Annotated in this window: 12 protein-coding genes; 9 read left to right on the plus strand and 3 right to left on the minus strand. The window is 73.7% G+C overall.

All coding sequences use genetic code 11. From position 1 onward, the window contains the following. Positions 1–21: 21 nt before the first annotated feature. From pruA to BJP25_RS09885, 5 genes are all read left to right on the plus strand, one after another. Positions 22–1,668: an L-glutamate gamma-semialdehyde dehydrogenase gene (gene pruA, locus BJP25_RS09865; RefSeq protein ID WP_075974523.1), complete on the plus strand. Its 1,647-nt coding sequence runs from the start codon at positions 22–24 to the stop codon at positions 1,666–1,668. Further along, positions 1,668–2,621 (plus strand): proline dehydrogenase family protein, encoded by a 954-nt coding sequence (locus BJP25_RS09870; protein ID WP_075974524.1) that lies wholly within the window; start codon positions 1,668–1,670, stop codon positions 2,619–2,621. Before pruA ends, BJP25_RS09870 begins: the two co-directional genes overlap by 1 nt. A 221-nt stretch (positions 2,622–2,842) precedes the next feature. Next, complete coding sequence (locus BJP25_RS36115) at positions 2,843–5,611, plus strand: AfsR/SARP family transcriptional regulator (RefSeq protein ID WP_075974525.1); 2,769 nt, start codon at positions 2,843–2,845, stop codon at positions 5,609–5,611. Positions 5,612–5,620: 9 nt separating this feature from the next. Further along, positions 5,621–6,490: an alpha/beta hydrolase gene (locus BJP25_RS09880; protein ID WP_075974526.1), complete on the plus strand. Its 870-nt coding sequence runs from the start codon at positions 5,621–5,623 to the stop codon at positions 6,488–6,490. Positions 6,491–6,641: 151 nt separating this feature from the next. Further along, complete coding sequence (locus tag BJP25_RS09885; RefSeq protein ID WP_075974527.1) at positions 6,642–8,738, plus strand: catalase; 2,097 nt, start codon at positions 6,642–6,644, stop codon at positions 8,736–8,738. A 319-nt stretch (positions 8,739–9,057) separates the two neighbouring features. Here the strand turns inward: BJP25_RS09885 and BJP25_RS09890 are convergent, their stop codons facing one another. Together BJP25_RS09890 and BJP25_RS09895 are read right to left on the minus strand one after the other, a co-directional pair. Next, complete coding sequence (locus BJP25_RS09890; protein WP_075974528.1) at positions 9,058–9,660, minus strand: response regulator; 603 nt, start codon at positions 9,658–9,660, stop codon at positions 9,058–9,060. Next, positions 9,657–10,721 (minus strand): sensor histidine kinase, encoded by a 1,065-nt coding sequence (locus BJP25_RS09895; RefSeq protein ID WP_075974800.1) that lies wholly within the window; start codon positions 10,719–10,721, stop codon positions 9,657–9,659. The genes BJP25_RS09890 and BJP25_RS09895 overlap by 4 nt, the downstream gene beginning before the upstream one ends. A 235-nt stretch (positions 10,722–10,956) precedes the next feature. Here BJP25_RS09895 and BJP25_RS09900 point away from each other — a divergent pair, with 235 nt between their 5' ends. Both BJP25_RS09900 and BJP25_RS09905 read left to right on the plus strand, forming a co-directional pair. Next, positions 10,957–11,832 (plus strand): ABC transporter ATP-binding protein, encoded by an 876-nt coding sequence (locus BJP25_RS09900; RefSeq protein ID WP_198943410.1) that lies wholly within the window; start codon positions 10,957–10,959, stop codon positions 11,830–11,832. Positions 11,833–11,931: 99 nt separating this feature from the next. Beyond that, complete coding sequence (locus BJP25_RS09905; protein ID WP_075974529.1) at positions 11,932–12,645, plus strand: ABC transporter permease; 714 nt, start codon at positions 11,932–11,934, stop codon at positions 12,643–12,645. A gap of 69 nt (positions 12,646–12,714) precedes the next feature. Here the strand turns inward: BJP25_RS09905 and BJP25_RS09910 are convergent, their stop codons facing one another. Next, on the minus strand, positions 12,715–13,347 hold the full coding sequence (locus BJP25_RS09910) for a DUF6801 domain-containing protein (protein WP_075974530.1): 633 nt from the start codon (positions 13,345–13,347) through the stop codon (positions 12,715–12,717). Positions 13,348–14,180: 833 nt separating this feature from the next. Here BJP25_RS09910 and BJP25_RS09915 point away from each other — a divergent pair. Further along, on the plus strand, positions 14,181–15,743 hold the full coding sequence (locus BJP25_RS09915; RefSeq protein WP_075974531.1) for a Re/Si-specific NAD(P)(+) transhydrogenase subunit alpha: 1,563 nt from the start codon (positions 14,181–14,183) through the stop codon (positions 15,741–15,743). 3 nt (positions 15,744–15,746) lie between these two features. Beyond that, complete coding sequence (pntB, locus tag BJP25_RS09920) at positions 15,747–17,159, plus strand: Re/Si-specific NAD(P)(+) transhydrogenase subunit beta (RefSeq protein ID WP_075974532.1); 1,413 nt, start codon at positions 15,747–15,749, stop codon at positions 17,157–17,159. The last annotated feature ends 9 nt before the right edge of the window (positions 17,160–17,168 follow it).

Here is a 17,168-nt window from a genome sequence, read left to right on the forward strand (position 1 = left end):
CGCCCGCCACCTGGAGGTCTTGTGCAGGCCGTCACGACAACGCCGCAGCCGGTCAACGAGCCGGTGGGCTCGTTCGCCCCCGGCTCGCCGGAGCGCGCCCGGCTCACCGCCAAGCTCGCGGAGCTGGCCGCGAACCCCACCGAGGTGCACAACGTCATCGGCGGCGAGCACCGCCGGGGGAGCGGCGCGGCCGTCGACGTGGTGCAACCGCACAAGCGCGCCGCCGTCCTGGGCACCTTCACCGAGGCCGGCCCGGCCGACGTCGAGGCCGCCATCGCCGCCGCGACCGCCGCGGCCCCCGCGTGGCGCGCGCTGTCCTTCGACGACCGCGCGGCGGTGTTCCTGCGCGCCGCCGACCTGCTCGCCGGGCCCTGGCGGGAGACCATCGCGGCGGCCACCATGCTCGGCCAGTCCAAGTCCGCCTACCAGGCCGAGATCGACGCCCCGTGCGAGCTGGTGGACTTCTGGCGGTTCAACGTCCACTTCGCCCGGCAGCTGCTGGCCGACCAGCCGATCTCCGCGCCCGGGGTGTGGAACCGGGTCGAGCACCGGCCGCTGGAGGGGTTCGTCTACGCGATCACCCCGTTCAACTTCACCGCCATCGCCGCGAACCTGCCCACCGCGCCCGCGCTGATGGGCAACACCGTGCTGTGGAAGCCCTCGCCCACCCAGGCCGTCGCCGCCTACTGGACGATCAAGCTGCTGGAGGCCGCCGGGCTGCCCGCCGGGGTGATCAACATGGTGCACGGCCCCGGCCCGGCCGTCTCCGACGTGGCGCTGGCGGACCGGCGGCTGGCGGGCATCCACTTCACCGGCTCCACCGCGACCTTCCAGCACCTGTGGCAGCGGGTGGGCGCGAACATCGCCCGCTACGACACCTACCCGCGGCTGGTGGGTGAGACCGGCGGCAAGGACTTCGTGCTCGCGCACAGCTCCGCCGACCCGGACGTGCTCACCACCGCCCTGCTGCGCGGCGCGTTCGACTACCAGGGCCAGAAGTGCTCGGCCGCCTCCCGCGCGTTCATCCCGCGCTCGGTGTGGAAGCGGATGGGCGACGACCTGGTGGCCAAGGCGTCCGCGCTGAGCTACGGCGACGTGTCCGACCTGGCGCACTTCGGCGGCGCCGTCATCGACCAGCGCTCGTTCGACCGCAACGCCGCCGCGCTGGCCCGGGCCAAGTCCACCCCGGGCCTGACGATCGCCGCGGGCGGGCACGCCGACGACGCCGAGGGCTGGTTCGTCGAGCCGACCGTGCTCCTGGGCGACGACCCCGCCGACGAGGCCTTCCGCACCGAGTACTTCGGCCCGATCCTGGCCGTGCACGTCTACGACGACGCCGCGCCCGGGTCGTTCGCCAAGGCGGTCGAGCTGGTCGACTCCGGGTCGGCCTACGCGCTCACCGGGTCGGTCATCGCCACCGACCGCGCCGCCGTCGCCGAGGCCACCGAGGGCCTGCGCTTCGCCGCCGGCAACTTCTACGTCAACGACAAGCCGACCGGCGCGGTGGTGGGCCAGCAGCCCTTCGGCGGGGCCCGCGCCTCGGGCACCAACGACAAGGCGGGCTCCCCGCAGAACCTGCTGCGCTGGACCTCGGCCCGCACGATCAAGGAGACCTTCGTCCCGCCGACCGACCACCGCTACCCGCACCAGCGGCCCGAGGAGTCCTGATGCCCCTCGCAGGCGTCCTGCGCCCCGCACTGCTCGCCGCGGCCCGCTCGCCCAAGGCCGAGCGCGCCATCACCCGCGTCCCGGCGACGAAGTCCCTGGTGGACCGGTTCGTGGCCGGGACGTCCACACCGGACGCGGTCGCCGCCACCCGCGACGTGCTGTCCACCGGGCGGTTCGTGACGATCGACCACCTCGGTGAGGACGTCACCGACGCCCAGCAGGCCACCGCCAACGTCGAGCACTACCTCGACCTGCTCGACGCGCTGTCGGCGATCAGCGACGCCGCGGCCGTCACCCGGCCGACCGAGATCTCCCTGAAGCTCTCGGCGCTGGGCCAGTCGCTGCCGCGCGACGGGCACAAGGTCGCCCTGGAGAACGCCCGCACGCTCTGCACCGCCGCCGAGGCTGCCGGGGCGTGGGTGACCGTGGACGCCGAGGACCACACGACGACCGATTCCACGCTGTCGATCGTCGCGGAACTGCGCGAGGACTTCCCGTCCTTGGGCACGGTCCTCCAGGCCTACCTCAAGCGCACCGAGGCCGATTGCGCCGAATTGTCCTGGTCGCGGATCCGGCTCTGCAAGGGCGCTTATCGCGAACCCGCGTCCGTGGCCCACCAGGGCGCGGCGGTGGACGAGGCGTACGTGCGCTGCCTGCGGGTGCTGATGAACGGCACCGGCTACCCCATGGTCGCCACGCACGACCCGGCGATGATCGCGGCGGCGACCCGGCTGGCGCTGGCCGCGGGGCGCACGACCCGCGACTTCGAGTTCCAGATGCTGCACGGCATCCGCGACGCCGAGCAGCGCACGCTGGTGGCCGACAACCACCGGCTGCGCGTCTACCTGCCGTACGGGGACCAGTGGTACGGCTACTTCATGCGCCGCTTGGCGGAACGGCCCGCCAACCTGGCGTTCTTCCTGCGCGCGGTGGCGGGGTCCGCGGGCCGTTGATCACCCGGGTGCAGGGGCGGCGGCGATCCCGCCGCCCCTTCCCGCGGTGGTGGGTCCTTGCATTCCAGTGTCGCCGCCATTGCTGAGAACAGCTCGGATAACGGCAATTTTCCAACGAAGAGCACTTAGCCCCGCGCTCTTCCTCGAAACCGATCCGGAATGGTAAGACGCCAGGGAGCAGGAATCGGCGTCGTGGCCATCGCGGACCGGGAGGCACGGGGGTGCGCGTACAGGTTCTGGGCGCGGTGCGGGTCTGGCGCGACGACCACGAGGTCGACGAGGTCGACGTGGGTACCCCGGGCAGGCGGGCGCTGCTGACCCTGCTCGCGCTCGCGGGCGGCAGGCCGGTCGGCCTCCAGGCCCTCATCGGGGCGCTGTGGGACGACCACCCGCCGCGCAGCGCCGTCAACGTCGTGCACACCCACGTCAAGCACCTGCGGCGCGTGCTGGAACCCGCGCGCGGTGCGCGCGACCCCGCCCGGGTGCTCGTCACCAGCGGCGGCGGGTACGCGCTCAGGCTGCCCGACGACGCCTTGGACCTGGCCCGGTTCCGCGCGTTGGTGCGGGAGGGTGCCGCGTTCCGCGGGGCCGGGCAGCACCGGGAGGCCGTCACCCGCCTCGCGGCTGCCTTGCGCCTGTGGTGCGGGCCGCCCGGGGGTGGCGTGCTGTCGGCCCACCCCGCCGTCACCGCCGCGGTGGGGGAGTGGCAAGCCGCCGTCCTCGCCCTCGGTGAGGCGGCCCTGGCCGCCGACGACGCCCCCGCCGCGGTGCCGTTGCTCGCCGCCGCGGCGGCCGACGCGCCGCTGGACGAGGCGGTGCACGCCCTGCTCATCCGCGCCCACCACGCCGCGGGCGACCGGTCGGCGGCCGCGGCCGCCTACCAGCGGGTGCGCGTCCGGCTCGCTGAGGAGTTGGGCCTCGATCCCGGCGACCAGCTGCGCGCGGCGCACGCCGCCGTGCTGGGCGGACCCCCGCCCGCGCCCCCGAGGTCGACGTCGGTGGTGCCCGCGCAACTGCCCGCAGGCTGCCCGGCGTTCGTCGGCAGGGACGCGGCGCTGCGGGCGCTCGACGCCGCTGTTGACGAGCCGACCGGGGGGACGGCCGTGGTGACCCTCGACGGCACGGCGGGCGTGGGCAAGACCGCCCTGGCGCTGCGGTGGGCGCACCGGGTGGCCGACCGGTTCCCGGACGGGCAGCTGTTCGTGGACCTGCGCGGGTTCGGGCCGGGATCACCGCTGGACCCGGGCGACGTGCTGGCCGGGTTCATCGAGGCCCTGGGCCTGCCCGCGAGCAGCGCGCCCGTGGGTACCACCGCCCGCACGGGGCTGTTCCGCAGCCTGCTGGCGGGCAAGCGTGTGCTGGTGGTGCTCGACAACGCCCGCGACGACGAGCAGGTGCGCCCGCTGCTGCCCGGCGCGCCCGGGTGCGCCGTCGTGGTGACCAGCCGCGTCCGGCTGCCGGGGCTGCTGGTGGACGGCGCCCGCGCGGTCGGCGTCGCCCTGCTCGACCCCGCGGCGGGCAGGGCGCTGCTGGCGGGCAGGCTCGGCGCCGCGCGGCTGGCGGCCGAGCCGGACGCCGCCGACCGGGTCGTCGCCGCGTGCGCGGGGCTGCCGCTGGCGCTGGCCGTGGCGGCGGCGCGCGCGGCGGACACGCCCCTCGCCGACGTGGTGGCCGACCTCGACGAGGCCGGGCGGCTGGAGGCGCTGGCCACCGACGAACCCCGCTCGGACATCCGCGCGGCCTTCACCGCCAGCCACCGCGCCGTCGCCCCGGGCGCGGCGCTCCTGTTCGACCTGCTGGGCCTGCACCCGTCCCCGGAGGTGCCGCAGGCGAGCGCGGTGGCGCTGGCGGGCACGGGGGCCGCCGCGGGCCGCCGGGCGCTGCGCGCGCTCGTGGCCGCCCGGCTGCTCGACGACCGCTGCCGCGGCCGGTTCCGCCTGCACGACCTGCTGCACGACTTCAGCCGGGAACGGGCCCGCGACCTGCCCGCCGCGGTCGCGGACCCGGCGCTCGACCGCCTGCTGGACCACCTCCTGCACTCCACCCGCGCCGCCGTGCGCACGCTGTCGCCCCACACCGACGACCGGCCCGTCCCCGGCCCGGTGCCCGGCGCGGACCCGGTGGGGTTCGCCGACCGGGCGGCGGCGACGGCCTGGTTGGCCGCCGAGCAGGAGACCCTGGTGGCCTCGGTGGAGCTGGCCACGAGCACCGGCCGCGACCGCACCGCCTGCGAGGTGGCGGCCGCGCAGCGGTTCTGGCTCGACCGGCGCGGCAGCTGGGACCGGATGCGCGCGGTGGGGGAGGCGGCGCTGGCGGCCGCCGAACGGGTCGACGACCCGTGGCTGCGCGCCCGCTGCCACCGCGAGCTGATGACGGCGGCGATGCGGCTGCGCGACTGGCCGTCGGGGGAGCACCACCTCGCGCGGGCCCGACAGCTGTTCCAAGCCGCCGACGACCCGGTGGGCTACGCGCAGGTGCTCGTCAACGGCGCCCAGCTGCGCCGCAAGCAGGGCCGGGTGGGGGAAGCGCTCGACGACGCCAGGGCAGGCCTGGACCTGCTGGTCCGCGCGGGCCACCGCGGCCAGGCGCTCGCGCTCAGCCTGTTCGGCAGCTTGCAGTTCGAGGCGGGCGAGCACGCCGAGGCCCTGGCGGCGCACGAGCGCGCCCTGGCGCTCCAGCGCGACCTCGGCTACCGCTTCGGGGAGGCGGACACGCTGCTGGCGATGGGCATCGTGCGCCTGAGCATGGGCGACCACCGCGGGGCGCGGCGCTGCCACCTGCGCGCCGCCGAGCTGTTCCGCGAGGTGGGCGACCGGTTCTGCGAGGCCGACAGCCTGCTGCGCCTCGGAGACACCGCCCGGGCCGAGGGGGACCTGGCCGCGGCCCGCCGGCTGTGGTCGACGAGCCTGCACCTGCTCACCGAGCTGCGCAACCCGCTGGCCGACACCGCCCACGCGCGCCTGGCGTCGCTGGCGGGCGCGCACCCGTAGCCTGGGCCCATGCGCTTGACCACCAAGCTCGCCGCCCACGCGCTGCGGTCCGTGACGGTCATCCCGACCCCCGCCGCGCTGCGCGGGCTCGGCCCCGCGACCCCCGAGCCCACCGAGGTCACCGCGCCCACCCGGCACGGCGACGTCCGCGTGCTGATCTACCGGCCCGACGGCGTGGCGAACCCGCCGGTGCACCTGAACGTCCACGGTGGCGCGTTCATCATGCGCAGGCCGGAGCAGGACGACTTCATCTGCAAGCGGGTGGCCGCCGACCTCGGCGCCGTCGTGGTGTCCCCGGACTACGACACCGCCCCGGACGTGGCGTTCCCCGTGGCCGAGCACCAGTGCGCCGACGTGGCCCAGTGGGTGCTCGACAGCGCCGCCGAGCACGGGTGGGACGCGTCCCGGTTGTCCGTGGGCGGGTTCAGCGCGGGGGCCAAGCTGGCGATCAACGTGGTGCAGCAGGCGCGCGGCCGGTTCCCCGTCGCCGCGCTCGCCGCGGTCTTCCCCGTCGTGGACGTGACCCCCGGCCCGCACGACCGGACCTCGCCCAAGCGGGTGCCGGTGATCGGTCCCTGGCTGATCAAGCTGGTCAACAGCACCTACTTCGCGGACGAGGCGGCGCGCACCGACCCGCTGGCCTCACCCATCCTCGACGACCACCTCGCCGAGTTCCCGCCCACGATGGTCAGCACCGGGTCGCTGGACTCCCTCGCCGTCGACGGGCACCGGCTGGCGCTGGCCCTCACCGCCGCGGGGGTCCCCGTCACCCACCACGTCTTCCGCGACAGCGACCACGGCTACACCCACAAGCCCCCGCTGGACACCGCGGGCCGCGCCCTCACCGAACTGGTGGATTTCCTGCGCGCCCACCTCTGAGCCCAGGTGGTGCGGCCCGCACCGCCGGGTGCCGCACGCCGTTCTGGAAAGACTCCTGTTTGTGCCCGCCGGTCCCGGGTATTCGCCTGGCCGGAGCGCCCGCGCTCCGGCGTCGGACGATCCGCGAACCGCCCAGCACCAGGAGGAGAGCGTGCCCCCCAAGCGCCAGCGCGACCAGGCCGCACCGAAGCCCACCAGCCCCACCGGGAAGGCGGACCCGCTGGCCACCCTGGGGCAGGACAACCGCGCCCAGGCGGGCGACCACCTGACCACCGCGCAGGGGGTGCGCCTGCCCGACACCGACCACTCGCTCAAGGCCGGGCGCCGCGGTCCCACGCTGATGGAGGACTTCCACCTCCGCGAGAAGATCACCCACTTCGACCACGAGCGCATCCCCGAGCGGGTGGTGCACGCCCGCGGCGCCGCCGCGCACGGCGCGTTCGTGGCCAACGGCGCGGCCGCCGCGGTCACCAAGGCCGGGTTCCTGGCCGAGAAGGGGCGCCGGACCCCGGTGTTCACCCGGTTCTCGACCGTGCTGGGCTCGCGCGGCTCGGCCGACACCGTGCGCGACGTGCGCGGGTTCGCGGTGAAGTTCTACACCGCCGAGGGGAACTTCGACCTGGTGGGCAACAACATGCCCGTGTTCTTCATCCAGGACGGCATCAAGTTCCCCGACGTCATCCACGCCGGGAAACCGCACCCGGACCGGGAGATCCCGCAGGCCCAGACCGCGCACGACACCTTCTGGGACTTCGTCAGCCTGCACACCGAGGCCACCCACCACGTGCTGTGGGCGATGTCCGACCGGGGCATCCCGCGCTCCTACCGCACCATGGAGGGCTTCGGGGTGCACACCTTCCGGCTCGTGGCCGCCGACGGCGGCACCAGCCTGGTGAAGTTCCACTGGAAGCCGGTGGCGGGCGTGCACTCGCTGGTGTGGGAGGAGGCGCAGCTGGCCGCGGGCGCCGACCCCGACTTCCACCGCCGGGACATGGCCGACGCCATCGAGGCGGGCGCCCCGCTGGAGTACGACCTGGGCATCCAGGTCATGCCCGACACCCCCGACCACACCTTCGAGGGCATCGACCTGCTCGACGCGACGAAGATCGTGCCCGAGGAGCTGTGCCCGGTGCAGGTCATCGGCAGGCTGACCCTCGACCGCAACCCCACCAACTACTTCGCCGAGACCGAGCAGGTCGCCTTCCACACCGGCAACCTCGTCCCCGGCATCGAGGTCACCGACGACCCGCTCATGCAGGCGCGGCTGTTCTCCTACCTCGACACCCAGCTCACCCGCCTGGGCGGGCCGAACTTCACCCAGCTGCCGATCAACTGCCCGCACGCCGCCGTCAACGACAACCTGCGCGACGGCATGCACCAGATGGCCATCCACCAGGGCCAGGCGCCGTACCTGCCGAACTCCGTCGACGGCGGCGCCCCGAAGGTCGCCACCGAGGCCGAGGGCGCCTACGTCCACCGCCCGCGCCCCGTCGAGGGCGAGGCCGTGCGCGCCAACCCGGCGTCGTTCGACGACCACTTCTCCCAGGCGACGCTGTTCTACCGCAGCCTGTCCGAGGTGGAGCGGGTGCACGTGGTCGAGGCGTTCACCTTCGAGCTGGGCAAGTGCTACGAGCAGGCCATCAAGGAGCGGCAGCTGCGGGTGCTGGCCGAGGTGGACGCCGACCTGTGCGCGGCCGTCGCGGCGGGTCTGGGGTTGCCCGCGCCCGCGGGCACGCCCGCCGAGGACGTCGTGCCCTCGCCCGCGCTGTCGCAGATCCCGCCGGGACCCGGACCGGTCACCGGCCGGGTCGTGGGCGTGGTCGCCGGTCCGGGGGCCGACCTGGGCGGCATCGACAAGCTGGAGAAGGCCGTCGAGGCCGCGGGCGCCATCCTGCGGGTGATCGCGCCCGCGGGTGGGGTGATCAGCAAGGGCAGGACCACGCGGGTCGTCGAGCGGACCCTGCTGACGTGCCGGTCCATCGAGTTCGACGCGGTCGTGGTGGCGGGCGGGCTCGGCGGGTTCCGCGACATCAAGCTGAGCCTGCTGCTCCAGGAGGCGTTCCGGCACTGCAAGCCGATCGCGGCCTGGGGTGACGGGGTGCAGGTGCTGGAGGGTGCCGGGGTGGACCTGTCGGCACCGGGTGTGCTGGTGGGGGAGAAGGTGCTGAAGCCGTTCACGGGTGAGCTGATCGCGGCGCTGGGGATGCACCGGGTGTGGGAGCGGGCGCAGGTGGTGATGGCGTCGTAGGACAATCGGGCTTCGCCTGCGCTCGGGGTGGGGTGTCGCCTCGCCTGCGGCTTCGGTAGGTGGAAGAGCCGGGGCGTTTGGCGGCTGGCTCGATGCGGTGGTTGCGCTTGGTCGGGGCCCCTGCGGCGATCATGTGCTGTCGGGCGGGAAAAGGCGGGCTGAAAAGACGCCCGCCCGTCCCGTTTGGGTAGCACATGATCGCCTCCCCCGGCCAAGCACAACCACCGCATCGAGCATTGCCGTAGCCGGGCTTCCTGCTGCGGGGGTGGTCGGCCCTTCCTTCTGTATGCGAGGGAGGGGTGCGGTGAAGATCAGGGGGCTATAGCCAGTCGTGTTCTCTGGCGTAGCGGGCGGCTTCGTGGCGGATGCGGGTCTGGGTCTTCTGCATGGCGTTGGAGAGGTAGTTGCGGACTGTGCCCTCGGCCAGGTGGAGCTGGGTGGCGATGTCGACCACCGAGTAGCCGCCGGAGGTGGCCCGGAGGACGTCGCACTCGCGATCGGTGAGGGGGTTGTCGTCGACCACGGCCAGGGCTGAGACGTCGGGGTCGATCCAGCGCTTGCCGGTGTGCAGGGTGGTGATCACCTGGGTGATGTGGGCTGGTTCGGCGGACTTGCTGACGAAGCCCTGCACGCCCAGCTTGAGGGCCTTGCGCAGGACGCCGGGGCGGGCGTGCCGGGTGAGCATGAGGATGACCTGGTCGGGCAGGTGCCTGCGGATCTCGGCGACGGCGGCCAGGCCGTCGGTGCCGGGCATCTCCAGGTCGATGACCAGGACGTCGGGGCGCCGGTCGAGGGTGGCGGCGACGGCCCCCGCGCCGTCCTCGGCCTCGGCCAGGACGGTGATGTCGCCCTCCAGGGGCAGCAGGGCGGCGAGGGCCTTGCGCAGGAGGGCTTCGTCGTCGGCGAGGACCACCGTGGTCATCTCGGGCGCCTCCTCGGTCCCGTGGGGAGGGTCGCGGCGGTGGTGAAGCGGCCGTCGCGCAGGGCCGCGGACAGGGTGCCGCCGTCGGCGGCGAGGCGGTCGCGCAGGGTGGACAGGCCGCGCAGGGGCGGCAGCGGGGTCCTGGGCGCGCCGTCGTTGGTGATGGTGATGCCGGTGGCGGACAGGGTGACCTCGACGCGGGTGGCCTCGGCGTGGCGCAGGACGTTCGTGGTGGTCTCCCGCAGCACTTGGCCCAGCAGCTCCCCCGCGCGCGGGTCGGGTTCGGTGCCGCGGGTGACCGCGACGGTGATGCCCGCCGCCTCGAACAGGTTCTTGGCGTTCTCCAGCTCCGCGGACAGGTTGAGGCGGCGCTGGGCGTGGGCCAGCTCCTTGGTCTGGGTGATCGTGTCGGCCACCAGGGCGCGCACCTCGCGCAGCTCCTGCTCGGCGCGGTCGACGTCGGCGCGCAGCAGCTTCTCGGCCAGGGCGACCTTGAGCTTGACCACGTGCAGGGTGTGGCCCTGGATGTCGTGCAGGTCGCTGGCGAAGCGGACGCGCTCGCGGGCCACCGCCAGCTCCGCCTCCTGCCCGCGGGCGCGCTCCAGGTCCGCCACCACGTCGTAGAAGCGCTTGTTGGGGAACATCAGCCCGGTGATCACCGCCGTGATGCCGGTCGGCACCAGCAGGAAGGTGATCAGGTCGCCGATGAACGCCCCCGGGGCGGTCGCCACCGCCACCGCGCCGACCACCCCGACCACCGCGATCAGCACCACGGCCGCCGCGCCCCGGTGGCGGGGCAGCTGCGGGACGGCGAGCGGGCCCGCCACCGACAGGGCGTAGAAGGCGTGCCCGCTGTGCAGCACCACCCCACCGACCACCCAGGTCGCGGCGGCGAGCGCCAGCAGCGGCGCCGCCACCGGCAGCAGCCCGCCCGCCGCCCAGCGCTCGAAGGCGACCGCGGCCACCGCGGCGCCCACCCCCAGCACCAGCACGTGCCACCAGGTGCGCGCGCCGAGGGCCACCAGCAGCACCCCGCCCGCCACCATCAGCGGCAGGAACATCACCAGGTTCAACCGCCGCAGCCGCGCCCGGGACCCGCCCGCGGGCACCTCGGCCGTGGCTGTGTCCACTGTGGTTGCTCCGTCGTCGCGCGGGTGTCCGGTCCCGGCCAGTATCCCGGCGGGTCCCAGCGCCCACCAGTGACGCCACGTCATGTGCACAGCCGGGGGAATGTCATGCCGGGGTGGTGACGCTGCGGCACTGCCGGTGCGCGCGCCGCCGGTGTGTGATCGTGGCATGACCCCGGTGATCGAAGTGGACGCGCTGAACGTCCGCTACGGCGACTTCCACGCCGTCAAGGACCTGACCTTCGAGGTGGCGCGGGGGGAGCTGTACGCGCTGCTCGGCACGAACGGCGCGGGCAAGACCTCCACCCTGGAGGTCGTCGAGGGCCACCGCGGTGCGAGTTCCGGCTCGGTGCGCGTGTTCGGCCGCAGCCCGCTCGACCGCCGCGCGGTGCGCCCGCGGGTGGGGATCATGCTCCAGGAGAGCGGGTTCTCCCCGGACCTCACCGCCCGGGAGTCCGTGCGGCTCATCGGCGGCCTGACCCGCAGGTCGGACACCGCCGAGCGGGTGCTCGGCGTCGTGGGGCTCACCGGCAAGGCGGCCACCCGGGTGGCCCAGCTCTCCGGCGGGGAGAAGCGGCGGCTGGACTTCGCCACCGCCGTCTGGGGCTCCCCGGAGCTGGTGTTCCTCGACGAGCCCACGACCGGGCTGGACATCCAGTCCCGCGACGACCTGTGGGCGGCGGTCGACCGGCTGCGCGAGGACGGTGCCACGGTCGTGCTCACCACGCACTACCTGGAGGAGGCCCAGCAGCGGGCCGACCGCATCGGGCTGATGCACCAGGGCCGGTTCCACCGCGAGGGCACCGTGCCCGAGCTGACCGGCACCCTGCCCGCCACCATCCGCTTCGGCCTGCCCGCCGCCGCACCCGCCCTGCCGCTGGCCGCCACCCGCGAGGCCGACGGGCGCCTGCTGGTGCGCACCCACGCCCTCCAGCGCGACCTGCACGCCCTGCTCGACTGGGCGCGCGCGGCCCACGTGCACCTGGCCGACCTGGAGGCGGGCCCGACCCGGCTCGACGACGTCTTCCGCGCCATCGGCGGGTGACCCGCCACCGCGCGGCCTGACCGGACCGCGTCTCCCACCGCACCCGATCTCCACCCACCGATCCGAACCCGCAGCGACCACCCCGGAGGGGGACAACCCGTGCTGGCCATCGCCCGCAGCGAACTCGTCCAGATCGTCCGCAACCGCCTGGTGCTGGTGACCTCGTTCATCGTCCCGCTGGCCACCAGCGCCCTGTTCATCGCCAAGCGCGACCTGTTCGAGCCCCTGGGCTTCGCCTACATCGCCGTGGCGGTGTCGTTCGTCGTCCTGGTCATGGGGCTCTACGCCACCACCGTGACCACCCTTGCCGCCCGCAGGCAGACCCTGTTCCTCAAGCGGTTGGCGTCCACGGCCGCGAGCGACGCGGGCATCCTGTCCGGCCTGCTGCTGCCCGCGGCGGTGCTGTCGCTGGTGCAGGTCGCGGCGATCCTGGCGGTGCTCGCCGCGGTCACCGGCGCGCCCGCCCACCCCGCGCTGGTGGTGCTGGCGCTGGTCACCACCGCCGCGATGATGCTCGGCCTCGGGCTGGCCACCGCCGGGCTGACCCGCTCCCCGGAGCACGCCCAGGTCACCACGCTGCCGGTCATCCTGGGCACGCTGGTCATCGCGAGCTGGGTGTCGATCACCGGCACCGACGACCTGACCCTGCTCAAGCGGCTGCTGCCCGGCGGCGTGGCGGCCGAGCTGCTCGGCGGCGCGTGGGGCGGCGGGGCGGACGCCGGGTCGCTGGTCCTGCTCGCCCCCACCCTGGCCTGGGTGGTGGTCGCCGTCGCGCTGGCGGCCCGCCTGTTCCGGTGGGAGCCGCGCCGGTGACCCCGCCGCCGGGCGGTGGACGGGGGCAGCCCCCGGCCGGGGGGCCGGGGGCTGCCTGTCGCGCCCTGGTCAGACGACCGGGATCGTCACCAGTGCCGGGTTCTGGCCCGCGTTGATGGAGCAGGTGAGGTCGAAGGTGCCCAGGCCGGTGAGGGTGCCGTCGGCGCGCTTCGGGGTGATCTTGCCGGTGAACGTGCTGCCGATGGCGATCGCCACGCTGCCCTTGGCCTTCACCGTCAGCGACGGCACCGGGCCGGTGATGGTCAGGTTGACCGGCGGGGTGCCGGTCACGCTGGTCTTCGGGATGGTCAGCCCGGGCAGGGTGACCCCCAGCGCCGTGCTGTTGACGACGAGGTCGACGCCCGCGACGGCGGTGCCCTCCACGGTGGCCGACCCGATCAGGGTCAGCGCCTGGACGGTGGTGGCGTCCAGGCCCACCGCCACGGAGAAGTCCGTGGTGTTGATGGGGGTGCCCACCGCGACGCTGCTCGGGAAGGTGGCGGTGACCGTGGCCGACACCAACCGGTTGCCGATCAGCGGGTACGCGCAGGTGAACGCGACGGTCTTGGTGACCACGCCGGTGGTCTGCACCGGCCCCGCCTGGGGCGCGGCGGAGGCGGCGGGGGCGATGAGCAGGGCGGCGGCGCCGACCGCGCCCGCGGCGACGGCGGCGAGGTGCTTGACGCGGGAGTTCCGGGGCATGCGCTACTCCTCGATGAATACGCACGAATGCGGAAGAAGAATGGGGGGCACAGCGGCAGGAGCCCGATCTCGCCCGTTCGGTGTCGACCCGATCCGGGCGTAAATCGAGAGTAACCACCGAATAGCTCCCCGGACAAGGGGTGACCAACCTAATGGAGTACCGGAAAACCCTCACGACGCATTTGTCATGGAACTACAGCCGGTTCATCACCTCGGGAGCACTGCGACCCCAACGCGTGTGAGCTGCGTGAACGGTGGGTTCCGGGAGGTGTGGCGGCAATGTTCCACCCACGGCGACATGTGGTGAGCAAGTACCAACAAATGAGTTCTCGACGCGGCGGTTCAATTCTCCCGGATTAATCAGCGCTTCTCCGGCGGAGATGGTTCCAATCAATGGCGTTGGCGTTCCAAACCCGGCCCGGCGGTCCGTTGTGCGAGGCGCTGTCGGTGGTTGATCGATTCCGTGGTGTCGCTCGGACGGGTGTTGCGGCGGTCGAGTCGTCCTGGGCGGGGTCGCGCGTCTCACCGAGCGCCGCCAGCGGGGAGTGTCGTTGGTCTCTTGCTCAATGCAGATGACAGAAAAGCACTGGGAAGGCACTCGCGACACGAGTCTCACAACGGTCTCGATCGACCCCCTGCACACCGGCTGAGCTGGGGGAACACCCCGCAACGCCGAACTGCGCGGTTCCCTAGTGCGAGCATCGCCATATCAGGATCGACCAAGTGTTGACGGTACCTTCCTCGCAACGGTGAAATCGCGCACCCGCAGTCGACGGGTGCCCGCTCGACCGACGGACCACCCGGCGCCGCACGCCGGCGCGAGAGGAGATCGCGTGGACGACATCGAATCGACCGCGGACGCGCCGCCGCGCGTGGGGGTGCGCGCCGAGACCGAGAAGGCCGAGACGCGCGTGGCGCTCACGCCCGACACCGTCAAGAAGGTGCTCGCCCTGGGCTACCGGGTGTCGGTGGAGGCTGGCGCGGGCACCCGCTCCGGGTTCGCCGACGACGCCTACCGCGAGGCGGGCGCCGAGGTCGTCGACGGGCCGGTCTGGGACGCCGACGTGGTGCTGGGCATCAACCCGCCGCCGGAGGCCGACATCCAGCGCCTGCGCGCGGGCGCCACCTCGATCTCCATGCTCGCCCCCGCGCTCAACCCCGAGCGGGTGGAGTCGCTGTCGCGCCAGGGCGTCACCGCGCTGGCGATGGACGCGGTGCCGCGCATCTCCCGGGCCCAGTCGCTCGACGTGCTCAGCTCGATGGCCAACATCGCCGGGTACCGGGCGGTGATCGAGGCCGCGCACGCCTTCGGCCGGTTCCTCACCGGGCAGGTCACCGCGGCGGGCAAGGTCCCGCCCGCCAAGGTGCTCGTCGCCGGTGCGGGCGTGGCGGGCCTGGCCGCGATCGCCGCCGCCAACAGCCTCGGCGCCGTGGTGCGCGCCACCGACCCGCGGCCCGAGGTCGCCGACCAGGTCAAGTCCCTGGGCGGGGAGTACCTGGCCGTGGACGTCCAGCAGGACATGGGCACCGACGGCTACGCCAAGGCGACCTCGGCCGACTACGACCGGCGCGCCGCGGAGATCTACGCCGAGCAGGCCGCCGACGTCGACATCGTGATCACCACCGCGCTCATCCCCGGGCGCCCCGCGCCCCGGCTGCTGACCGCCGAGCACGTCGCGTCGATGAAGCCCGGCAGCGTCGTGGTCGACATGGCCGCCGCGCAGGGCGGCAACGTCGAGGGCTCGGTGGCGGGCGAGGTCGTGGTGACCGACAACGGGGTCACCCTCATCGGCTACACCGACCTGCCCGCGCGGCTGCCCGCCCAGGCCTCGCAGCTCTACGGCACCAACGTGGTCAACCTGCTCAAGCTGGTGACCCCCGGCAAGGACGGGCGGTTCACCGTCGACCTCGACGACGTGGTGCAGCGCGGCATGACCGTGGCGCACGCCGGCGAGGTGCTGTGGCCGCCGCCGCCGGTGTCGGTCAGCGCCGCCCCGGCCGCGGCCGCCGCGGCGGAGCCGGTCAGCACCGCCAAGCCGGAGGCCAAGCCCCGGCCGTGGCTGCGCGCCGCCGGTGCCGCGGTCGGCGCGCTGGCGCTGTTCGGGCTGACCTCGGTGGCCCCCGCCCCGCTGGCCGGGCACCTCACGGTGTTCGCGCTCGCGGTGGTGATCGGCTTCTACGTGATCGGCAACGTCCACCACGCGCTGCACACGCCGCTGATGTCGGTGACCAACGCGATCTCCGGGATCATCGTGGTCGCCGCGCTGCTGCAGATCGGCTCCGGCAACGCGCTGGTGATGGGGCTCTCCGGGGCCGCAGTGCTGCTGACCACCATCAACATCGCCGGTGGCTTCGCCGTCACCCGGCGCATGCTGAGCATGTTCTCGAGGAGCTGACCCGTGACCGCGCAGACCCTGACCACCGCGGCGTACCTCATCGCCGCGCTGCTGTTCCTGGCCAGCCTCGCCGGGCTGGCCAAGCACGAGACCGCGCGCACCGGCGTGCGCACCGGCATCGCGGGCATGACCATCGCGCTGGTGGCCACCGTCGCGGCCAACCTCGACTCCGGGGCCACCGGCCTCATCGTCCTGGTGGTCGCGCTGGTGATCGGCGCCGCGATCGGCCTGTGGCGGGCCAAGGTCGTGGAGATGACCGGCATGCCCGAGCTCATCGCCCTCATGCACAGCTTCGTCGGCCTGGCCGCGGTGCTGGTCGGCTGGAACGGCTACCTCGACGTCGACGCCGAGGCCGGGCTCACCGGCGCGCTGCTCGGGGTGCACCACGCCGAGGTCGTCATCGGCGTGTTCATCGGCGCGGTGACCTTCACCGGGTCGGTCATCGCCTACCTCAAGCTCTCGGCGCGGATCAACTCCTCCCCGCTGACCCTGCCCGGGCGGCACGCGCTGAACCTGGGCGCGCTGGTGGTCTTCGCCGCGCTCACCGTCGTGTTCGTCATCGAGCCCGCGGTGTGGGTGCTGGGCGCGGTCACGCTGATCGCGCTGCTGCTGGGCCTGCACCTGGTGGCCTCGATCGGCGGCGGTGACATGCCGGTCGTGGTGTCCATGCTCAACAGCTACTCGGGCTGGGCGGCCGCGGCGGCGGGCTTCCTGCTGTCGAACGACCTGCTCATCATCACCGGCGCGCTGGTCGGCTCCTCCGGTGCCTACCTGTCCTACATCATGTGCAAGGCGATGAACCGCTCGTTCATCTCGGTCATCGCGGGCGGCTTCGGCGCGCCCGCCCCGTCCGGGGCCGCCGAGGTCACCGGCGAGCACCGGGAGGTCGACGCCGCGGGAGTGGCCGACCTGCTCACCTCCGCGCGCACCGTGGTGATCACCCCCGGCTACGGCATGGCGGTGGCCCAGGCCCAGCACCCGGTGGCGGAGCTGACCAAGCGCCTGCGCGAGCAGGGCGTGGAGGTCCGCTTCGGCATCCACCCGGTCGCCGGTCGGCTGCCCGGCCACATGAACGTCCTGCTCGCCGAGGCCAACATCCCCTACGACGTGGTCCTGGAGATGGACGAGATCAACGACGACCTGGCCGACACCGACGTCGTGCTGGTCATCGGCGCCAACGACACGGTCAACCCCGCCGCCGCGGAGGACCCGGCCAGCCCCATCGCGGGCATGCCGGTGCTGCGGGTGTGGGAGTCGCGCAACGTCGTGGTGTTCAAGCGCTCCATGGCCTCGGGCTACGCGGGCGTGCAGAACCCGCTGTTCTTCCGCGAGAACACCCAGATGCTGTTCGGCGACGCCAAGGACCGGGTGGTCGACATCGTCGCCGCCCTGCCCGCCCCCGTCGGCAGCCGCTAGGGCGTGTCC

The sequence above is a fragment of the Actinokineospora bangkokensis genome, assembly GCF_001940455.1.
Lineage (GTDB): Bacteria > Actinomycetota > Actinomycetes > Mycobacteriales > Pseudonocardiaceae > Actinokineospora > Actinokineospora bangkokensis.

Coding starts and splice junctions, on each gene's coding strand:
- BJP25_RS09880 (WP_075974526.1), top strand. CDS start 5,621: ATGCGCTTGACCACCAAGCTCGCCGCCCACGCGCTGCGGTCCGTGACG.
- BJP25_RS09910 (WP_075974530.1), bottom strand. CDS start 13,347: ATGCCCCGGAACTCCCGCGTCAAGCACCTCGCCGCCGTCGCCGCGGGC.
- BJP25_RS09870 (WP_075974524.1), top strand. CDS start 1,668: ATGCCCCTCGCAGGCGTCCTGCGCCCCGCACTGCTCGCCGCGGCCCGC.
- BJP25_RS09900 (WP_198943410.1), top strand. CDS start 10,957: ATGACCCCGGTGATCGAAGTGGACGCGCTGAACGTCCGCTACGGCGAC.
- BJP25_RS09890 (WP_075974528.1), bottom strand. CDS start 9,660: ATGACCACGGTGGTCCTCGCCGACGACGAAGCCCTCCTGCGCAAGGCC.
- BJP25_RS09895 (WP_075974800.1), bottom strand. CDS start 10,721: ATGTTCCTGCCGCTGATGGTGGCGGGCGGGGTGCTGCTGGTGGCCCTC.